We start from the raw sequence: 20,189 nt of genomic DNA on the forward strand, positions 1-20,189 counted from the left end.
GCTAGAGCAGCGACTCGACGAAAGCCACCGCCGCCTCGGCGAGTGGACCCGTCGCCCTGATCGTGTGCTCACCCTTCACTGCGGTGACGTATGCCGGGTCGGCCAGTTCCGCGCGCACCTCACCGGGCGTGCCGAACGGGTCCCGCTCCCCCTGGATCACGTGCAGCGGGATCTCGGCCGCGACCGGAAGACGCAGTTCGTCGGCGCGGGACACCTCCGGCTTGCCCGGCGGGTGCAGCGGGAACGACAGGCACAGGACCCCGTCGGCCCCGAGGTTGGCAGCAGTCCGGCAGGCCACACGCGCTCCGTTGCTCTTGCCCGAGAGCACGAGCGGACCGGGGAGCTTGCCGCGGCCGCTACGCAACGTCTCCACGATCGGCAGCCAGGCCTCGTCCTGCGGAACGGGACGCGGCGGCATACGCCGTCCTGCGACGCCCCACGCCTGCTGCACGAACGCGACGGCCCAGCCGGCACCCACGAGTCCGTCCCTGGCGGCGAGGAGGTCGGCGCCGGAGAGGCGGCCGCTTGCTCCGTGGGTGAGCACGACGGTGCCTCGGGCACGCGGCGGGCGTGAAACGTGGGCGTGGGCCGGCCCCAGTGGGGTGTCGATCTCGACGAGCCGTGCCGCGGTCATGCCGGCGACCCGATGATCTCGCCGGTCATGGGATCGACCACTCCGTGCAACTCGCTGGCGGGCAGGGGGTCGAGGAGCTGGGGGCCGTTGGATCGGTTGCTGCTCACCGCCCGAGAGACGGGGTATGCCGTGAAGCGCCCCGCCGCGTGGGGCTCGAGCAGGGCCGCGATCCGGTCGAGGTCGGTCAGCCCCGGGTCGAGCCACGAGGACCACTCGTCCGCCTCGAGGACGAGCGGCTGGCGGTCGTGGATGCGATCCAGCCCGGGCTCGGCCTCTGTCGTGATGATGGTGAAGGTCGTGAGCCAGGCGGCCGGATCGTCGTTGTCGGCGACGGCGGGGTCGCGCCAGAACTCGTAGAGCCCGGCGAAGGCGCAGCTCGCTCCATCGGCTCGCGAGGTGAAGAAGGGCTGCTTGAGCGGCTTGCCCTTGGCGTCGGTCGCCGTGGGCGACACCTGCCACTCGTACCACCCCTGAGCCGGGACGATGCAGCGCCGACGCGCGGCGGCCTTGGCGTATGCCGGTTTGTCCAGCACCGATTCGGCGCGGGCGTTGATCATCCGCACCCCTGACTTCGGGTCCTTGGCCCAACTCGGGACGAGGCCCCAGGTGAGCAGCCGCAATTGACGCGTGGGGTCCGCGGAGTCGTCGCCGCGTGGGGTGCGCGTCAGCACGACCGGCGCCTGCTTGGTCGGTGCCATGTTGTGGTCGGGCGTGGCCGGAGGGGGCGACTGCGGGTTGACGAGGACGCTCCGCGTCGGATCGGTCGTGCGGTCGTCGTCCACCTCGAACTCGAGGGTCAACTCGTCAGGGTTGGCCGTGGCCGCGTATCGCCCGCACATAGGGCCAAATCTACGCACGGCCGCCGACAGCCTGCGACACTCGCGAACACGGATGTGGCCCCTCCGACTACGGTAGGAGAAGGTCCACGATCCGTTCGACCCAGAGGAGAACGCATGTCCTTGGTGCGTCGCGTTGCCCGTCCGATGCTCGCCGCGATGTTCGTCGTGGGAGGGCTCGACCAACTCAAGCACCCGGGGGCCAAGGCCAAGGCCGCTCGCCCCGTGCTCGATCAGGCGGCCAAGGTCGGCCTGCCGGACGACCCCGAGCTGTTGGTCCGCGCCAACGGCGTGGCCATGGTGGGCGGCGGCGCGCTCCTCGCCACGGGCCGGGTCCCCCGCATCGCGTCGACCGTCCTCGCCGGAGCCCTGGTTCCCACCACCCTGGCCGCCCACCCGTTCTGGAACGAGTCCGACCCACAGGTCCGGGCCCAGCAGAAGGTCCAGTTCCTCAAGAACCTCGGCCTCCTCGGCGGACTGCTGCTCGCAGCCGTCGACACGGATGGCAAGCCGAGCCTGGCCTATCGCGCGCGGCTGGCCGGTGAGAGCGCCCAGCGCACCGCCCGCACCACCCGTCGCGAGGCCAAGCACGCCGCGAAGGCCGCACGGCGCGAGGCCCGTCTGAAGGCCGCACAGGCGCAGAATGCCCTCACCTGACTGGACCAGCCCCGCGGCCGAGGGACCCGTCGATGCGACGGTCGAACTCCCCGGCAGCAAGTCTCTGACCAACCGCTTCCTCATCCTGGCGGCCCGGGCCGGCGGTGTCTCGCGGCTGCGGGCGCCGCTGCGTTCGCGTGACTCCCTGCTCATGGTCGAGGCCCTCAAGGGTCTGGGCACGGGGATCGAGGACGACGGCGACGATTGGCTCGTGACCCCGGGGCAGGGATTCGGACCGGCCCGCATCGACTGCGGTCTGGCCGGAACGGTCATGCGGTTCATGCCCCCACTCGCGGCCCTGGCATCCGGAGAGGTGCATTTCGACGGGGATCCTCACGCCCGCACGCGGCCGATGGGTCCAGCTCTCGAAGCACTGCGCTCGCTGGGCGTCGTCATTGATGACGGCGGCCGTGGCTCACTCCCCTTCTCGGTCACGGGCTCCGGCTCTGTCCGGGGAGGTTCGGTCACGCTCGACGCTTCGGCATCGTCCCAGTTCATCTCCGCCCTCCTGCTGTCGGGTGCCCACTACGACGACGGCGTCACCGTGCACCACGAGGGCCCGCCGGTCCCGAGCCAGCCGCACCTCGACATGACCGTCGAGGCCCTGCGTGACGCCGGAGCCGACGTCGACGACAGCGAACCGGACACGTGGCGTGTCGAACCCGGCCCGCTCAATCCGCTCGACGTCCAGATCGAACCGGACCTCTCCAACGCCGCCCCCTTCCTCGCCGCCGCCCTGGTCACGCGAGGTCGAGTGCGCGTGCCCGGGTGGCCACAGCACACGACCCAGGCCGGGGACGCCATCCGTGGCGTGCTCGACGAGATGGGCGCAGACGTCATCCTGGGGCGGGACGGACTCACGGTCAGCGCCGTCGACGGCTTCACCGGCATCGACGTCGACCTCCACGACGCCAGCGAACTCACACCGGTCGTCGCCGCGTTGGCCGCCCTCGCCGACGGGCCGACCCTCATCCGGGGCGTCGCGCACATCCGAGGACACGAGACCGACCGGCTCGCCGCGTTGGCCCACGAGCTGGGCGCGCTCGGCTCCGACGTGACCGAGACCGAGGATGGTCTGCACATCGTGCCGCGCCGCCTCTCCCCCACGACCTTCCACACCTATGCCGACCACCGGATGGTGATGGCCGCGGCGGTTCTCGGCCTCGCCGTCCCCGGTCTGGTCATCGAGGACGTCGGCACGGTCGCCAAGACCCTGCCTACCTTCACCGAGCTGTGGACCGCCATGCTCGGCCAACGCCCATCCGAGGGACGCACCGCCTGATGGCCCGCTCGGCGAGCGACTACGACGAGTCCGATGTCAGGATCCGCCCCAACAAGCGCGGCAGCCGGCCGCGGTCCAAGGACCGCCCGGCGCACCTCGATGCCGTGCCCGGCATGGTCATCGGTGTCGACCGCGGCCGCTACACCGTACTCATGGAGCCCGGCAGCAGGGCCGAACGCACCGTCCTCGCCATGCGGGCGCGCGAGCTCGGGCGCAAGGGGATCGTCGTCGGGGATCACGTCTTCCTCGTCGGCGACGTGTCCGGCAGCCCGGACGCGCTCGCGCGGATCGTGCGGATCGACGAGCGCACCACCCTGCTGCGCCGGACCGCCGACGACACCGACCCCGTCGAGCGCGTCATCGTCGCCAACGCCGACCAGCTCGTCGTCGTGTCGGCGCTCGCCAACCCCGAACCCCGGCCCCGCCTCATCGACCGGTGCCTCGTCGCCGCCTATGACGCGGGGATGTCCCCCCTGCTCGCCCTGACCAAGGCCGACCTCGCCGACCCCGGCCCTTTCCTCGAGAACTACGCCCCGCTCGAAGTGCCTGCGGTCATCACCGCCACCCCCGAAGCGGGCGGCACCGACGGGCTCGACGCCGTCCGCGACGCCCTCCGCGGGCATGTGAGCGTCCTCGTCGGCCACTCCGGCGTCGGCAAGTCAACCCTCGTCAATGCCCTTGTCCCGGGGGCCTATCGGGCCACCGGCGTGGTCAACGACGTCACCGGTCGAGGGCGGCACACGTCCACCTCCGCCGTCGCCCTGCAGTTGCCCGACGGTGATGGCTGGGTCATCGACACCCCGGGCATCCGCTCGTTCGGCCTCGCGCACGTCCACCCCGAGCGGATCATCACGCACTTCCCCGACCTCGAGGAAGGCACGGACGAGTGCCCCCGTGGGTGCAGCCACGACGAAGAGGAGTGCGCCCTCGACGAGTGGGTGGCCCAGGGCCACGCCGGGCCGGCCGGACCGTCCCGACTCGAGTCACTCCGACGCCTCCTGCGGACGAGGCAGACCCAGGCCGGCGACTGACCTCTCCGTCTTTGTGCCCGGCACGGACACACTGAAGGGGCCTCGGCCGACGGATCAGGTCCGTGCAGGGCACAAAGACGGGCAACGACAAAAAGGGTATGCCGCCCGCTCGGGTGAGCGGACGGCATACCGGATGGTGCGTGGTGACCCGAATCAGACGCTCGGGTCCCGCTTCTCGGCCGGGTCGTTGTCGATCAGCCGGTGGGTGTCGTTCGGGCGGTCCAGGGGACCCTCCGACTCGCCCGTGGCGTGCGAGCGCTCCACGACCGACGTGGCGTCGGCCGGCAGGCGACCGTCGCCACCGGCGAACGCGTCTTGGTCGACCGTCTCGGTCGAGGCGAAGCGCGCGTCCGGCTCCAGGTCGGTGACGTCGATGGTCTCGACGATGACGCGGGGCTCGGCGAAGAGGCACGCGGAGCGGTGCTCCCCGTGACCGTCCGGGCGCGACAGCAGCTCCGGGTCCTCGGTCTTGCAGCGATCCTGCGCCTTGAAGCAGCGCGTGTGGAAGCGGCAGCCCGAGGGCGGGTTCGCCGGCGACGGAACGTCACCGGTGAGGACGATCTGCTCACGCTTGCCGCGCATCGTCGGGTCCGGAACCGGAACCGCCGAGAGCAGGGCCTGCGTGTAGGGGTGCGTCGGACGCTGGTAGATCTCTTCCTCGGTGCCGAGCTCGACCATGCGACCGAGGTACATCACGCCGACACGGTCGGAGATGTGACGGACCACGGACAGGTCGTGCGCGATGAAGATGTAGGACAGGCCGAGCTCGTCCTGCAGCTTCTCCATGAGGTTAATGACCTGGGCCTGCACCGACACGTCGAGCGCGGAGACCGGCTCGTCGCAGATGAGGACCTTGGGCCGCAGCGCGATGCCGCGGGCGATACCGATGCGCTGCCGCTGACCGCCCGAGAACTGGTGCGGGTAGCGGTTGATGTGCTCCGGGTTGAGGCCCACCAGGTCGAGCAGTTCCTTGACCGCCGCCTTGCGACCGCCCTTGGGCAGGACGTCCGGGTGGATCTCGAAGGGCTCCCCGATGATGTCGCCGACCGTCTTGCGCGGGTTGAGCGACGTGTAGGGGTCCTGGAACACGATCTGGATGTCGCGACGCATCTTGCGCATCGCCGACCCGCTCTGCGAGTACATGTCGACACCGTCGAAGTTCACCGTGCCGGACGTCGGCTCCTCGAGGCGCATGAGGACGCGACCGAGCGTGGACTTGCCACATCCGGACTCGCCCACGATGCCGAGGGTCTCGCCGCGTTGGAGCTCGAACGAGACCCCGTCGACGGCCTTGACGTGGCCGACCGTGCGGCGCAGCACGCCGCCCTTGATCGGGTAGTGCTTGAACAGGTTGTCAGCCTTGAGGATGACGTCAGCCATTGAGGACCTCCTCGGCGAAGTGGCATGCGGACTGCTGCTGGCCTACCTGGCGCAGAGCCGGGAGCTCGGTACGGCAGATGTCCTGGGCCATCCGGCAACGCGGGTTGAAGGCACACCCCTGCGGGATGCGCGTGAGGTTCGGCGGGAGGCCACCGATGGCCGCCAACGTCTGGCCCTTCTGGTCCAGACGCGGGATCGACTCGAGCAGGCCACGCGTGTAGGGGTGCGCGGGCTGCGCGTAGAGGTCCTCGATCCCGGCGCGCGCCACGATGCGACCGGCGTACATGACGGCCGCACGGTCGGCGACGTCCGCGACCACACCCAGGTCGTGCGTGATGAGGATGAGCCCCATCTTCCGCTCTTCCTGGAGCTCGGCGAGCAGGGCCATGATCTGCGCCTGGACGGTCACGTCGAGCGCGGTCGTCGGCTCATCGGCGATGAGCACGGCCGGGTCGAGCGCGATCGCCATCGCGATCATGATGCGCTGGCGCATACCGCCCGAGAACTGGTGCGGGTAACTCTTGACCCGCTCCTTGGCCGCCGGGATGGCGACGCGCTCCATGAGCCGAACAGCCTGGGCGTAGGCGTCGGACTTGTTCATGCCCCGGTGCTGCCGGAACATCTCACCGATCTGCCAGCCGACCGGGAAGGTCGGGTTGAGGGAGCTGAGGGCGTCCTGGAAGATCATCGAGATCTCCGGTCCGCGAACCTTGCGCCGCTGCTCCTCGGGCATCGTGAGGAGGTCCTGGCCGCAGTAGCGGATCGATCCGGACGGAATGACAGCCGGGGGCATGTCGAGGATGCCCATGATCGCCTGAGCGGTCACGGACTTGCCCGACCCCGACTCGCCGAGAATCGCGAGTGTCTCGCCCTCATGGAGGTCGAACGAGACGCCGTTGATGGCCCTGGCGATGCCATCTGGGGTGTGGAACTCGACGTGGAGGTCATCCACTTCGAGCAGGCGGCCGTCCGCGTCGGGCTTGTAGCTCGACGCCGGCGCGGCGGACTTGGTGGTGGTGGTCACTGGTGGCTCCTCCTGCTCATCGGGACTTCGGGTCGAAGGCGTCGCGCACGGCATCGCCGAGCAGGATGAACGCCAGGACCGCGAGGCTGAGGAACAGACTCGGGAAGAAGAGGACGTGCGGGTAGGTGCGGATGGCGCTCAACGCATCGCTGATGGCCACACCCCACGAGATCGCCGGCGGCGTGAGCCCGATGCCGAGGAACGACAGAGTCGCCTCGGCAACGATGAACACACCGAGGTTGATCGTCGCCACCACGATCGCGGGTGCGAGCGCGTTGGGGAGGATGTGTGACCGGATGATCCGCCACGGGCTCGCACCTAGCGCCCGCGCAGCCAGGACGTACTCGTTGGGCTTGACCTGGAGGACGCTCGATCGCATGAGACGCGCGATCGTCGGCCAGCCGAAGATCGACAGCACCAGCACGACCTTGGCGACCACGAGGAAATAACTCGAGTTGGGGCCGTTGGGGAAGCTCGCCATGAAGAGGATCCCGCCGAGGAGAAGCGGAATGGCGTAGAAGATGTCCGTGACCCGTGAGAGGAGGGCGTCGAACCATCCACCGTAGAAGCCCGAGAGGACGCCGATCAGGCCGCCGAGGAGCAGTGTCGTCAGCGACGCCATGATGCCGACGATGATCGAGGCGCGTGCTCCGTAGATCGTGCGGGCGTAGATGTCGTAGCCCTGCGTGTCGGTGCCGAACCAGTGGGCGCTGCTCGGACGCTCACGGACGTTGCTGATGTCACCGAAGCCGGGGTCCTTGTTGGTGAACAGGGACGGCCAGATCGCCATGAGCACGAACAGCCCGATGAGCAGGACCGAGAACCAGAAGATCTTGTTCTTGCGCAGCGAACGCCACGCGTCCTGAGTGAGGGAGCGGGCCTCGCCGACGTCGTCCGACGCACCCGGCTGGACGGTAGCGGCAATGGTCTCAGTCATGGCTGATCCTCGGGTCGAGCACGCCGTAGAGCAGGTCCACGAGCAGGTTGACGAGCAGGTACACGATGACGAGCACGGTCACCGTCGAGACGACGGCCACACCGTCACGGGAGTTGATGCCCTTCCAGATGTAGCCACCCACTCCCTGGATGTTGAAGATGCGCTCCGTGACGATGGCACCACCGAGGAGGCCACCGAAGTCGGCGCCGATGAAGGTCACGACGGGGATGAGGGAGTTGCGCAGGGTGTGCACACCCACGGCGCGCTTCTTGGTCAGACCCTTGGCGACAGCGGTCCGGACGTAGTCGGCGCGCAGGTTCTCCACGAGGTTGGTTCGCGTCAGGCGGGCCACGTACGCGATCGAGAGCGATCCGAGGACGAACGCGGGAAGGATCAGGGAGTAGGTCGAGGCCTCGAGGCTCGGCACGGTGGCGGGGAAGATGCCCCACTTGATCCCGAAGAGGTATTGCATGAACACGCCGATGACGAAGACCGGGATGGAGATGACGAAGAGGGTGCTCACCGTGACGAGGTTGTCGATGAACCTTCCCTTTCGGACACCGGCGAGGACACCGGCGAGGATGCCGATGACCGCCTCGAAGGCAATGGCCATGAGCGCGAGCCGTCCGGTGATCGTGTAGCGCTTGGCAAGGTCTTCCTTGACCGGGATCCCGTAGTAATTCGTGCCGAGATCACCCTGGACGAACTTGCCGAGGTACTTGCCGTACTGCACGGGCAGCGGGTCGTTGAGGTTGTGCTCCTCGCGGAACTTCGCGACGTACTCCGGCGAGCACGGACGCTCACCACACTTTCCGGCTGTTGGGTCTCCGGGCAGGGCGAAGACCATGGCGAAAATGATGAAGGTTGCTCCCAGAACCACCGGGATCATCTGCAGCAGTCGCCGGACGATGTACTTGCCCATGTCACCTCCTGGGTCAGGGTCGGCCCGCATCGTGATGACGAGCGGGCGCCTCGAGACGGCAATGGCTCGTCTCGTGAAGTCTGATATGGCCTCGTGGGCCGGGCCAGACTTGCAACATACCTGACCACCGATGGGCAATGAGGCGGGTCACACGTCTGGGGGGCGAAGGCACCCCTGGGTTGGGGAAGTGCCCCCGGCATGCTGTCGGCCTGCCGGCGAGTGCCGGCAGGCCGACAGCCTGCTCTGTATCGGGTCAGGTGCTCACCCGACACCGCGGGGTCACTTCAGCGAGATACCCGCGTAGTGCGGCACACCGAACGGCGTGACCTTGACGTTGGTGACCTTGTCGGACCAACCCATGGTGGTGGTGGAGTACCACAGCGGGATCGTCGCCATGTCCTTGGCGAGGATCGCCTCGGCCTCCTGGTAGAGCTTGTTCGACGTGGCGCCGTCCGTGGCCGCAGCGGCCTCGGCGAGCTTGGCGTCGAACGCCGGGTTGTTGTAGTCACCGTCGTTGGACGAGGCACCCTTGCCGTACAGCGGCGCGAGGAAGTTCTCGATCGACGGGTAGTCCATCTGCCAACCGGTGCGGAACATGCCCTTCATCTTCCGGTCGTGGATCTGGGTCCGGAAGGTGGAGAAGTCCACGACCCCGGTGGCGACGCAGTCAACACCGAGAGCGTTCTTGATGCTGTTGCAGGTGGCCTCGGTCCACTCCTTGTGCGACGCGTCAGCGTTGTAGGAGAGGGTGATCTTGCCGCCCTTGAAGCCGCCAGCGGCAGCGAGCTGCGCCTTGGCCTTGGCCGGGTCGAACTTGCAGAACTCGCCACAGACGTCGGCCTTGTAGCCGTCGACGACCGGGGAGACCCAGCCGGTGGCGGGCTCACGCGTGCCGTTGAAGATGGCCTTGATGATGCCCTCGCGGTCGATCGCCATGGAGATGGCCTTGCGGATCTCGGGACCGTAGTTCGGGTCCACAGCGGCCGGGGCCGTGGTGATCGTCTGGATGACGCCGACAGGCTTCTGGAGGTTGCGGTCCGGAAGGTCCTGCTTGTACTTGTCGTCGATCTGGGCGCTGGCCGGGACCTCGTCGGTCACGTCGAGCTGGTTCGCCTGGACGTCGGCGTACGCGGCGCCGCTGTCCTGGTAGATCTTGAACGTGATGTTGTCGACGTTGCCCTTGTCGGAGCCGCTGTAGTCCGCGAACTTCGAGAGCTTGATCTCGGCGTTCTTGGTCCAGCTGTCCAGCTTGTACGGGCCGGCAGCGATCGGCTTGTCACCGAAGGCCTTGGGGTCCGCGAAGAACGCGTCCGGCTGCGGGGCGAAGGCCGAGTAGCCAAGGCGCACGGGGAGGTTCGAGACCTTGCCCGTGGTCTTGATGGTGAAGGTGTTGTCGTCAACGACCTTGAGGCCGGAGAGGGTCTTGGCCTTGGGCTCCGGAGCCTTCTGCGGGCCCTCTTCGCCGTCCGGGTCCTCCGACTGCAGGTCGGCGTAGCCCTCGATCGGCTCGAAGAAGTAGGAACCGAGCTGGGCGTTGGGGCCGTACGCGGTGTAGTTCCAGGCGTCAACGAAGTTCTTCGCCTTGACGACGGTGCCGTCGTGGAACTTGTAGTCCTTCTTGAGCTTGACCGTGAAGTTCTGGTTGTCGGTCGTGTCGATCGACTCGGCGATGTCCATCTCCGGGGCGGCCGTCTCGACGTTGTACTTGATCAGCTTGGCGGTGATGACGTCGAGCACGTTGCCACCACAGGTCTCGGACGTGTTGCCCGCGACGAGGGGGTTCTCGGGGTTGCAGCCACGAACGGAGATCGAGCCGCCGGTCTTGGCGGCCGAAGTGTCAGTCGTCTCGTCGTCGCCGCCGCCGCCACAGCCTGCGAGAAGCAGGGCTGCCGCGGAAATACCGGCAACGGCCACCGTGCGAGTGGTTCCTCGCATGGATGTCCTCCTACGTGTAAAAGCCGCCCAGGGAAGTGAACGGACATCAAGTGAGAGCCGATCCCGGTCGGGTGGCCCCCGCATGCCCCGGAAGGGCACGCGACCCCCATGTAAGACCACATCGGCGACTCGTGGGAGGTGCGTGACCGACCCGAGACCCGATTGTGACCCTTCCGAGTGGGAGTTGAGAGGCTACGGTGACGGACGTGCCGACCTATGACGACGACCTGCGCCTCGCCCACGTCCTCGCGGACGCCGTGGAGCGGGTGACCGTCTCTCGCTTCCGTGCCGAGGACCTCCACGTGGAGTCCAAGCCCGATCTGACGCTGGTCAGCGACGCCGATCGGAGCGCCGAGGAACTCGTCCGGGCCCAGCTCAAGCGCACGCGCCCGCGGGACGCCGTCATCGGTGAGGAGATGGAGACCACGGGCCACGGTCCGCGCCAGTGGGTCATCGACCCGATCGACGGCACGCACAACTTCGTGCGAGGTGTGCCCGTGTGGGCCACGCTCATCGGCCTCATCGATGACGGCAAGCCGGTGCTCGGCCTCGTCGCCGCACCGGCGCTCAACCGTCGCTGGTGGGCCGCGGTGGGCAGTGGCGCGTGGGCCGGTCGCAGCCTCACCTCCGCCAAGCGGATCTCCGTGTCCAGGGTTGCCAAGGTCTCCGACGCTTCGCTGTCCTACAGCTCCGCGCGGTCGTGGGAGGCCGTCGGTCGCCAGGAGTCACTGCTCGACCTCGCCCGCGACTGCTGGCGCGAGCGTGCTTTCGGGGATTTCTGGTCCTACATGCTCCTCGCCGAAGGAGCGGTGGACATCGCGACCGAGCCGGAGCTCAACCTCCACGACATGGTGGCGCTCGTCCCCATCGTCACGGAGGCGGGCGGCCGCTTCACGTCGCTCAAGGGCGAGGACGGGCCGTTCGGCGGCAACGCCGTGGCGACCAATGGCCTGCTGCACGACGAGGTCCTGTCCCGCATCGGGCTGTGACGCCGGGGCTCAGTTCGGGACGACTGTCACCGAGCCGAGTTCCAGACCTTCGATGCCGTCGCGCAGCGACGCCGCGTCCCCGACCACGACGATGACCCACTCCCCCGTCACGACTTCGGCGTATGCCGTCCGCAACCGTTCGTCGTCCAGCTCACCCATGCGTTGCAGCGTCCGTGTCTGGAAGTCGAGGGGAAGGTGCTCGATGGCCAGCGCAGAGGCCTCGTCCGCAACTGCGTCCGCCGTGGCATAGCGCCCCGGTGCGGTTTGGACGACGAAGTCGATGCCAGAGCGAATCTCCCTGTCCGAGAACCCTTCTCGCGCCTTCGCCAGGATGTCCACCAGGAGCCGGAGGGCATCGACGGTGGCATCGGCTCGCACTGAGCCCGAGGTCACGAAGGACCCTCCCCGGGCACGCGGCCGGAACCCCGCACGGATGCCGTAGGTGTAGCCCTTGTCCTCGCGCAGCACCGCGTCGACACGTGCGCTCGGCGATCCCCCGACGATGAAGGACAAGACGGGGTAGGGCTCCCAGCCCGACGGCGCGGAACGGTCGGGTCCGGGTGCGGCGACGATGAGTTCGCTCTGGACCGAGCCGGGCCGGTCCACGAGGACGACCCGGGTCCCCCCTCCAGCCGGGAGCGGCGCCCGAACCGGGGACGGCTCCACGTGCGAGGAGTTGTGCCAGGACCCCAGGCCGGTCTCGACGACGTGCGGGACGTCGAGTCCGGTGAGATCCCCGGCCACGACAAGAGTCGCGCCCCGAGGCCCGACGTGGGCCCGGTGGAACTCCACGATGTCGTCGCGGGTCAGGGCCCTGATCGACGCGACCGTTCCCCCTGTCGGGCGGGATGCCCGTTCGGAGGATGCCCAGAGTTGCGACGTCATCTCGCGGGCTCCACGGTGAGGTGCCGAGGCGCGCTCCTGCTCGATCTCGGCGAGGCGGCTCCGGAGGATGCGCCGCACCTCCGCCTCGGGGAATGCCGGCTCCGCGAGGGCCTGCCGCATCAGATCGAGCGCCTGCGGCAGGAACCGCTGTGGCACGTCGACGTCGACGCTCAGCGCGCCATCGGTGACCGATGCCCCGAGGACCATGCCGGTCCGCTCCATCAGCTCGGCGAACTCGTCGCTCGTGTGCTGAGCCGTGCCCTCGTCGAGCAGTCGCGCCGTCATCACCGCGACACCCTCCCGGTCCAGCGGCTCGTCTGCGAGGGACAGGGGCACGACGAGACGCAAGGAGATCACGTACTGGCCGGGAACGGCATACGAAAGAACGCGAATTCCGTTGTCCGTCAGGGACTCTGACGGCATCGGGAAGGCCCAGGCCTCGGGAGGCGTGACGTCCGGGCGGGGCAGTGCGGCGGCGCTCACGCGACCTCCTCCGTGTCGACTTCGGCGAGATAGGCGACCACGGCTCGACTCTCGGGACGCAGCCATTGGGCAGCCGCGGCGCGCACCTGCTCGGGTGTGACCGCGCGGAGTCGGTCGAGGTGTGTGTTGATGAGCTGGGGCTCACCGTGGAGGAGCGCGTAGTGGGACAGGGCGTCGGCACGCTCCTCCTGACTCGCGAGCATGGACAGCCACGAACGTTCGGCCTGGGCGAGGGCGGCTTCCAGCTCCGCCTCGGTGGGCCCTTCGACGGCGAAGCGCTCGAACTCCTCGAGCAGGGCGGACTCGACACTGGTGGCATCGGCCTCGGTGGCGACATCGACGACGACGAAGCCGAGCGAGACACCGTCGACGAAGCCCCACGACGTGGCGTGCACGCCGAGCGCGGTCTGCTCCTTGCGGACGAGGCGACGCACGAGTCGCGAGGACGCCAGACCGCCGAGTGCGTCAAGTGCCAGGCTCGCAGCCGCGAACTCCTCGGTCTCGTCGACCGGGAGCCGGAAGGCGATGTGCAGGCGGTCGTTGGGCACCTCTTCGCGGCGCTCCACGCGCACCGGTGCGGTGAGCGGCATCAGGGCGTCGACCGGACCGCGACGTGGTTCGGGATGGGGTGCGATCGGGCCGAAATAGCGTTCCACGAGGGCGAATCCGTCGTCGGGCGTGATGTCGCCGCACAACGTCAACACCGTGTTGTCCGGCGCGTAGTGACGACGGAAGAAGGCGTGGACGTCCTCAAGGCTGGCTGCGTCGAGGTCCTCCATCGAACCGATCGTCGAGTGGTGGTAGGGATGCCCCTCGGGGAAGACCGCGGCATAGACGTCGATGAGCGCGTTGCCGTAGGGCTGGTTGTCGTAGCGCTGCCGCTTCTCCTCCTTCACGACGTCACGCTGGTTGTCCAGGTTGGCCTGGTTCACGGCGTCGAGGAGATGCCCGTGGCGGTCGACCTCGAGCCAGAGCGCGAGTTCCAGCGCACCCTTGGGCACGGTCTCGAAGTAGTTCGTGCGGTCGAACCACGTCGTCGCGTTGAGGCGTCCACCCTGAGCCATGAGCGCCTCGAAGTGTTCACCGCTCGCAACATTGCGCGACCCCTGGAACATGAGGTGTTCGAAGAGGTGCGCGAAGCCGGTCCGCCCCACCACCTCGTGGCGTGAGCCCACACCCACCCAGATGTTGACCGTGACGTTGGGGACGCTGGTGTCCGGCGAGACGACGACGCGCAGCCCGTTGGGCAGCGTGCGCTCGTGGATCGGGTAGTCGAGCGGCATGCCGCCACCCTACGTGGCGGGTCGGGCGTCGTTGAGAAACCCTCGCGTATGCCGGCCGCTCAGCTCGCGCGTTCGGCCTGCGGTTCCTGCGTCGTGGCCGCCGGGTCCCCTGCCGGGGCCGGGACGTGATCGGCCTCGACGATGGGCAGCTTGGGGAGGTCCTCGGGCGCCATCGCATTGATGATGTTGCGCGCGAGGATCTGCTGCGCGGTCACGGTGCGCTCACCACGACCGCGTCCGATGAAGCTCACGGCCCAGTGGAGGAGGGTCGTGACCCGCTGCTTGAAGCCGATGAGGTAGACGATGTGGATGCCGAGCCAGAGCAGCCAGGCGAGGAAGCCCGAGAAGCGCAGCTTGCCGACGCTGGCCACGGCGCTGAACCGGGAGATCGTCGCCATCGACCCCTTGTCGAAGTACGAGAAGGGTGCCGGGTCGGACTTGCCGTCGAGGCGGGCCTTGAGGTGCTTCGCGGCGTAGCGGGCGCCCTGGATGGCGACCTGCGCGACACCGGGGAGGTTGTCGAGCGCCATCATGTCGCCCACGACGTAGACGTCGGGTCGGCCCGGCAGGGTGAGATCGGGGTTGACCTTGACCCGACCTGCGCGGTCGAGCTCGGCGTCCGACTGCTCGGCGAGCATCGCGCCCAGCTCCGAACCCTGCACGCCGGCCGCCCAGACCTTGGTGGCGGCCTCGATGCGGGCGTGGGTGCCATCGGCCTTCTCGATGTTGATTCCGGTGGCGTCGACGCCGACCACCTTGGTCGCGAGCTCCACCTCGACGCCCATTCGGGTCAGCCGGTCTCGGGCCGCTCCACCCAGACGGTCACCGAAGGACGGCAGGACCTGCGGAGCCGCATCGACGAGGACGATGCGGGCCTGACGCGTGTCGATCGCGCGGAAGTCGCGCTTGAGGGTGCGGTGGGCGAGTTCGGCGATCTGGCCGGCCATCTCGACACCCGTTGGTCCTGCGCCGACCACGACGAAGGTGAGGTAGCGGTCGCGCTCGGCCGGCGCCGTCGCGAGCTCGGCCCACTCGAATGCGCCGAAGATGCGGCCGCGCAGTTCGAGGGCATCGTCGATGCTCTTCATGCCCGGGGCGTACTCGGCGAACTGGTCGTTGCCGAAGTAGGACTGTCCGGCGCCGGCAGCGACGAGGAGCGTGTCGAACTCGGTCACGGACTCACGCCCCAGGACTTCGCTGGTCACGGTCTTGGCATCGAGATCGATGTCCGTGACCGTGCCGAGGATGACCCGAGCGTTCTTCTGCCCCGAGAGGATCTCGCGCGTGCTGGGCGAGATCGCACCCTCGGACAGGATGCCCGTGGCCACCTGGTAGAGCAGCGGCTGGAAAAGGTGGTGCGTCGTCTTGGCGATCAGGGTCACCTCGACGTCCTTGCGACGCTTGAGCGCCTGGGTGCCGAACAGGCCTCCAAAGCCGGAGCCGATGACGACGACGCGATGCGGGGCCATGCTGTGCCTCCTGGGGCATCACCGCGTGTCGTCACGCGGTGACCGAACGAGAAACGGCGCGCCGTCAGAGTGACGACACGCCGTTGTGGTGTGGTGCGACCAGTGGTGTGGAGTCCTGATCGGTGCACCCATGCTATCGGATCTGGACCCACGCTCGACACCATCTCCGCCCTTGGAGGGCGTCTGTCTCATCACACTCCCGCACGGCCGGATCGGGCGCCGGACACGCTCAGCCCAGGCCGGGCCACTGGGGCGGTCGCTTCTCGGCGAAGGCGCGTACCCCTTCGGCCCGGTCGGCGCTGAAAGCCGTGTCGTGCCAGCGCGCGTCCTCGACGTCGAGACCCTCGTCGAGCGGGAGGTCGAGGCCAACCCTCATGGCGGCCTTCGCGTTGCGCACACCGACCGGAGAGTGGCCGGCGATCGTGGCGGCCAGCTCGAGCGCAGCCTCCCGGGCGTCGGTCACGAGCCGGTCGGCAAGTCCGATGCGATAGGCCTCCGCCGCGTCCAACCGGCGTGCTGTGAAGACCACGTCCGCGGCCCGCGACCAGCCGACCCGTCGAGCGAGAAGTTGGGTGCCACCGGCACCGGGGATGACACCCACCGAGACCTCGGGCAGAGCGAAGACTGCACCCTCCCCCGCGACGATGAGGTCGCAGGTCAACGCAAGTTCGCAGCCGCCACCCATGGCGAACCCACCGACGGCTGCGACCGTCGGCACCGGCAGGTCGAGCAGTGCCCGGTACGCGACCCGGTTGCCCGGTCGTTGGGCCCGGAGCTCGTCATCGCTGAGACCGTTGCGCTCCTTGAGATCCGCGCCGACGCAGAAGGCCCTGGGGTGGCTCGAGGTGAGCACGACGGCCCGAACCGACACATCCGCGCGCAGGGTCTCCCCCACCTCCCGCAGCGCCGTGGCCATGGCCGTCGAAACGGCATTCATCGCCTCCGGTCGATCGAGGACCACCTCGGCCACACCATTGGGGTGACGCTCGAGTCGGATGAGGGATGTCGTCGCGGTCGTCATGCCGCCCATTGTTCACAAGGGCCTGCCTCATCAAGCACGTCTGCCCCGACAAACGACAAAGGACCTACGTTGCCGTAGGTCCTTTGTCGTCGATGTCTCGCGACATCACATTGGTAGCGGGGGCAGGATTTGAACCTGCGACCTCCGGGTTATGAGCCCGGCGAGCTACCGAGCTGCTCCACCCCGCGTCGGGTGAGTGACCTTGCGGCCTCTCGGTACCCCTAGGTTACGTGACGGTGGCGTGAGCGCCAAATCGGTTCAGGGAGAAGGGCTTGGCGTCGGTGTCGGAGTCGCGCTTCCGGACGGTGCGGGCGTCTGGGTGAGCTGCGGGCTCAGCGCAGCAGCCCTGGCAATGGCGTCCTGGAGATCCTTCTGCGCTTCACCGTATGCCGCGAAGTCACCCTTCTTGAGTGCCGCCTGACCGGCGGCGTTGGCCGCCTCGATGTCACGGATCACCTCGGCCAACTGGGCGCTCGGTGGCGTGGTCGTGGGAGTGCCCGGTGTGGTGGGCGTCGGAGTTTCCGTTCCTGTTCCACTGTCGCCCGCGGTCGCTCCCGAGTTGCCACCGAAGAGGCCATCGAGGGCCTGGTCGAGCGTCTCGCCCCACGCGATGCGCTTGCCGAAGACCGCCACGGTGGCCTTGTTCTGGGGGAACGAACCACCCTCTCGCGACGCCTGCACATACATCGGCTGGACGTACAGCAGGCCCTCCCCGACGGGCAGGGTGAGGAGGTTGCCGTACGTCAGCTGCTTGCCGGACTGGCGGTTCTGCGCGATGAACTGGCTGAGGTTGAGCGGTTCGGACGGGCTCTGCGACCGCGCCGTCGAGACCTCGATCTGGTTCTGGACCTGACCCGGGCCGTCGACGGCGGAGTTGCGAGGCAGCTCGAGCAGCCGCATCTTGCCGTAACTCTCGGCCGGCTTGCCCTCGCTCGATCCGGCGTCGGCATCAACCGCGAGGAAGCCGCGAAGGATCTCTCGACCGCTTCCGGCCGGGATGAACGTCGAGGTGAGCGAGAACGCCGGCGCCTGCTGGTCCGGCATGGCCAGCGACTGGTAGTAGACCGGCTGGTCCTGCGTCGCGTGCGTCGGGTCCTTCGGCACGCTCCAGAAGTCGCCACCGCCGTAGAACGAGTCGGCGTCGGTGACGTGGTAGCGGGCGAGCAACTGGCGCTGGACCTTGAAGAGGTCCTGCGGGTAGCGCACGTGCGACATCAGGGCTGCGGACATCTCCGACAGAGGCGACACGGAATCCGGGAAAGCCTTGCTCCACGCCTTGAGGATGGGGTCGCTCGTGTCCCACCCGTAGAGCTTCACGGAGCCGTCCTCGGCATCGACCGTGGCCTTGACCGAGTTGCGGATGTAGTTGACCTGACCGGCACCGGTGACCACGGTGCGCGACGTCGCGCTCACCGAGTCGGAGGTGGCCTCGGTCAGGTCGGTCAGTCGGCTGTTGGGGTAGCGAGCCGTCGTCGTGTAGCCGTCGACGATCCACTTGACCCGGCCATCGACGACGGCCGGGTAGGCGTTGCCGTCGATCGTCAGCCAGGGAGCGACCCGCTCGACCCGCTCACGCGGTTGCCGGTGGTCGAGGATCCGCGACTCGGAGTTGACCGCGTTCGACAGGAGGAACTTCGGCTCGCGGTACTTCACCGCGTAGGCGAGTTTGCGCACGAACGATCCGATGGCCACGCCACCCTTGCCGTCGTAGGTGTTGTTGGACTGGCCGCCCTCCCCCTCGTCATTGGGGTAGTCGAACTCGAGCGGTCGGGAACCCTCGGGTGCGCCGACGATCGAGTAGCTCGGGGACAGCTCGCCGAAGTAGATGCGCGGCTCGTAGTCGACGCCCATCGGCCCCTTGTCGGAGAACCCGCTGGAGAAGAACTGCGGATCACCCTCACTCGTGCGGCGGTTGCCGTAGGCGCCGATGAAACCGAAGCCGTGGGTGTAGACCGTGTGGTCGTTGAGCCAGTTGCGCTGCCCCTCGGGGAGGCCCTCGATGTTGAGTTCACGCACCGCCACGACCGAGTCGCTCTTCTTGCCGTCGATGGCATAGCGGTCGACGTCGAGAATGTCCGGGAAGGCGTAGTACTGCCTCAACCCCTCGAACTGGCGGAACGTCGGGGAGACGATGTTGGGGTCGACGAGGCGGATGCCGGGGATCGTCTCGGCATCGGCACGCAGCTGGCCAGGCTCGGCATCCGTCGTCGCCGTGTACGGAGTCTTCTCGATGCCATCGATGCCGAAAGCCTTCCTCGTCGCATCGATGTTGCGCTGGATGTATTGCGCTTCCAGCGACTTCTCCGACGGTCGCACCTTGAGTGACTGCACCGCAGCCGGGTACAGCCCTCCGGCCACGACTGACAGGGCCGTGAGCAGACCGACACCCACGAGCGGCAGGCGCCAGCTGCGGGTCCAGATCGAGGCGATGAAGAAGCCGGCGCACATGACGGTGGCGACAGCGAGGATCGCCTTGATGGGGAGGACCGCGTTGGCATCGGTGTACTTGATCCCCGTGATGAGCGAGGACTCCTTGGTCGTCAGCGTGTAGCGGTCCAGCCAGTAGGCCGCCGCGCGGACCAGGGCCAGCAGGGAGGCCAGCGTGGCGATCTGGACAAACGCCGCCCGCGTCGTCGTCCCGCGTCCCGGGAGCTGCAGACCGCCGTAGACGTAGTGGGTGAAGGCCCCGGCGATGAGGGCGAGGAGGAGGACGACGGTGAAGAAGCTGACGAGGAAGCGCAGCCACGGGAGCGTGAAGACGAAGAAGCCCACGTCGAGACCGAACTGCGGATCCTTCGTTCCGAACGGAACAGCGTTGCGCCACAACAGGAACGTCTTCCAGGCGCCCATCGCTGCCGCGCCGGCAAGGAGGCCGAGGAACCCCGGAATGACGATCGTGGCGAGACGGCGCAGCGGGTCGAGCACCTGTCGGTACTGATCGAGGACCTGGGCCTGCGGGGAGGTGGGGATGCGCAGCGGCCGGGTGCGGTAGGCGATGATCAGGCTGGCGGCCACCGCTCCGGCCGTCAGGACGAAGGCGGCGATGAAGAGCAGCACGCGGGTGCCGAGCTGCTTCACGAAGACGTCGCGGAATCCGATCGCGTCGAACCACCAGAGGTCGGTGATGATGCCGGAGCCGAGAAGGGCCAGGACGGCGATCGCACCGAGAATCGCGAGCGTCGTGCCGAGCGGACCTCGACGGGGCGGCACCCCGGCTCCCCGCGGAGCGGATCCACCGGGTCGCGGCGGACGCCCCTGACCACCCGGACCGGACGCACCGGACCCCTTGTCCGCATCCTCGGGGTCGATCCCGTCAAACCAGTCTGAGCGGCTCACTTGTCGCTGACTCCACGTCCGTGCCTCCCCGGGGTCCACCCCGGGCTGGAGGGCCAACCTATCTCGCGAAGATGTGTGCGGCACG

General features: G+C 68.2%; 16 protein-coding genes and 1 tRNA gene. 4 read left to right on the top strand and 13 right to left on the bottom strand.

The features are described 5' to 3' along the window. Position 1: 1 nt before the first annotated feature. Together N803_RS02480 and N803_RS02485 are read right to left on the bottom strand one after the other, a co-directional pair. The gene (locus N803_RS02480; RefSeq protein WP_035902325.1) at positions 2-634 is read right to left on the bottom strand and encodes an alpha/beta hydrolase family protein; all 633 of its coding nucleotides are present in this window, start codon (positions 632-634) and stop codon (positions 2-4) included. Beyond that, on the bottom strand, positions 631-1,473 hold the full coding sequence (locus N803_RS02485; protein ID WP_035902326.1) for an SOS response-associated peptidase: 843 nt from the start codon (positions 1,471-1,473) through the stop codon (positions 631-633). Before N803_RS02485 ends, N803_RS02480 begins: the two co-directional genes overlap by 4 nt. Before the next feature lie 114 nt (positions 1,474-1,587). Between N803_RS02485 and N803_RS02490 the strand changes: the two genes are divergently transcribed. The 3 genes from N803_RS02490 to rsgA are packed head-to-tail and all read left to right on the top strand — an operon-like array spanning position 1,588 to position 4,440. After that, a complete protein-coding gene (locus N803_RS02490) occupies positions 1,588-2,127 on the top strand; it encodes a DoxX family protein (protein WP_035902327.1) in 540 nt (179 codons plus the stop codon). Continuing rightward, entirely contained in the window at positions 2,114-3,409 is a 1,296-nt protein-coding gene (gene aroA / locus N803_RS02495) for a 3-phosphoshikimate 1-carboxyvinyltransferase (protein WP_035902328.1), read from the top strand. Before N803_RS02490 ends, aroA begins: the two co-directional genes overlap by 14 nt. Continuing rightward, positions 3,409-4,440 carry a ribosome small subunit-dependent GTPase A gene (gene rsgA / locus N803_RS02500; RefSeq protein WP_035902329.1) on the top strand — a complete coding sequence of 344 codons (1,032 nt, stop codon included), beginning with the start codon at positions 3,409-3,411 and terminating at the stop codon, positions 4,438-4,440. Before aroA ends, rsgA begins: the two co-directional genes overlap by 1 nt. Positions 4,441-4,593: 153 nt before the next feature. On the opposite strand, the gene N803_RS02505 is transcribed toward rsgA, so the two are convergent. The 5 genes from N803_RS02505 to N803_RS02525 form a co-directional block, all read right to left on the bottom strand. Then, positions 4,594-5,820 carry an ABC transporter ATP-binding protein gene (locus N803_RS02505; RefSeq protein WP_035902331.1) on the bottom strand — a complete coding sequence of 409 codons (1,227 nt, stop codon included), beginning with the start codon at positions 5,818-5,820 and terminating at the stop codon, positions 4,594-4,596. Further along, a complete protein-coding gene (locus N803_RS02510; RefSeq protein ID WP_035902332.1) occupies positions 5,813-6,844 on the bottom strand; it encodes an ABC transporter ATP-binding protein in 1,032 nt (343 codons plus the stop codon). Before N803_RS02510 ends, N803_RS02505 begins: the two co-directional genes overlap by 8 nt. Before the next feature lie 16 nt (positions 6,845-6,860). After that, positions 6,861-7,781, bottom strand: a complete 921-nt coding sequence (locus tag N803_RS02515; protein WP_035902333.1) for an ABC transporter permease — start codon at positions 7,779-7,781, stop codon at positions 6,861-6,863. Then, positions 7,774-8,703, bottom strand: a complete 930-nt coding sequence (locus tag N803_RS02520) for an ABC transporter permease (RefSeq protein WP_035902334.1) — start codon at positions 8,701-8,703, stop codon at positions 7,774-7,776. Before N803_RS02520 ends, N803_RS02515 begins: the two co-directional genes overlap by 8 nt. A gap of 279 nt (positions 8,704-8,982) precedes the next feature. Continuing rightward, positions 8,983-10,638, bottom strand: coding sequence for a peptide ABC transporter substrate-binding protein (locus tag N803_RS02525; RefSeq protein ID WP_035902335.1), 1,656 nt, complete (start codon positions 10,636-10,638; stop codon positions 8,983-8,985). Positions 10,639-10,844: 206 nt separating this feature from the next. Between N803_RS02525 and hisN the strand changes: the two genes are divergently transcribed. Next, positions 10,845-11,627: a histidinol-phosphatase gene (gene hisN / locus N803_RS02530; RefSeq protein ID WP_052111699.1), complete on the top strand. Its 783-nt coding sequence runs from the start codon at positions 10,845-10,847 to the stop codon at positions 11,625-11,627. 9 nt (positions 11,628-11,636) lie between these two features. On the opposite strand, the gene N803_RS02535 is transcribed toward hisN, so the two are convergent. The 6 genes from N803_RS02535 to N803_RS02560 all read right to left on the bottom strand — a co-directional run bounded on the left by N803_RS02535 (position 11,637) and on the right by N803_RS02560 (position 20,104). After that, positions 11,637-12,995, bottom strand: a complete 1,359-nt coding sequence (locus N803_RS02535) for a M16 family metallopeptidase (protein WP_035902337.1) — start codon at positions 12,993-12,995, stop codon at positions 11,637-11,639. Further along, positions 12,992-14,278 (bottom strand): M16 family metallopeptidase, encoded by a 1,287-nt coding sequence (locus N803_RS02540; RefSeq protein ID WP_035902338.1) that lies wholly within the window; start codon positions 14,276-14,278, stop codon positions 12,992-12,994. The genes N803_RS02535 and N803_RS02540 overlap by 4 nt, the downstream gene beginning before the upstream one ends. Before the next feature lie 59 nt (positions 14,279-14,337). After that, positions 14,338-15,747, bottom strand: a complete 1,410-nt coding sequence (locus tag N803_RS02545) for an NAD(P)/FAD-dependent oxidoreductase (RefSeq protein WP_211253439.1) — start codon at positions 15,745-15,747, stop codon at positions 14,338-14,340. A gap of 229 nt (positions 15,748-15,976) precedes the next feature. Next, complete coding sequence (locus N803_RS02550) at positions 15,977-16,768, bottom strand: enoyl-CoA hydratase/isomerase family protein (protein WP_052111702.1); 792 nt, start codon at positions 16,766-16,768, stop codon at positions 15,977-15,979. A 111-nt stretch (positions 16,769-16,879) separates the two neighbouring features. After that, positions 16,880-16,956: transfer RNA gene (locus N803_RS02555), tRNA-Met, on the bottom strand. A gap of 70 nt (positions 16,957-17,026) precedes the next feature. Beyond that, the gene (locus N803_RS02560; protein WP_035902339.1) at positions 17,027-20,104 is read right to left on the bottom strand and encodes a UPF0182 family membrane protein; all 3,078 of its coding nucleotides are present in this window, start codon (positions 20,102-20,104) and stop codon (positions 17,027-17,029) included. Positions 20,105-20,189: the final 85 nt, after the last annotated feature.

The sequence above is a fragment of the Knoellia subterranea KCTC 19937 genome, assembly GCF_000768685.1.
Taxonomy (GTDB): domain Bacteria; phylum Actinomycetota; class Actinomycetes; order Actinomycetales; family Dermatophilaceae; genus Knoellia; species Knoellia subterranea.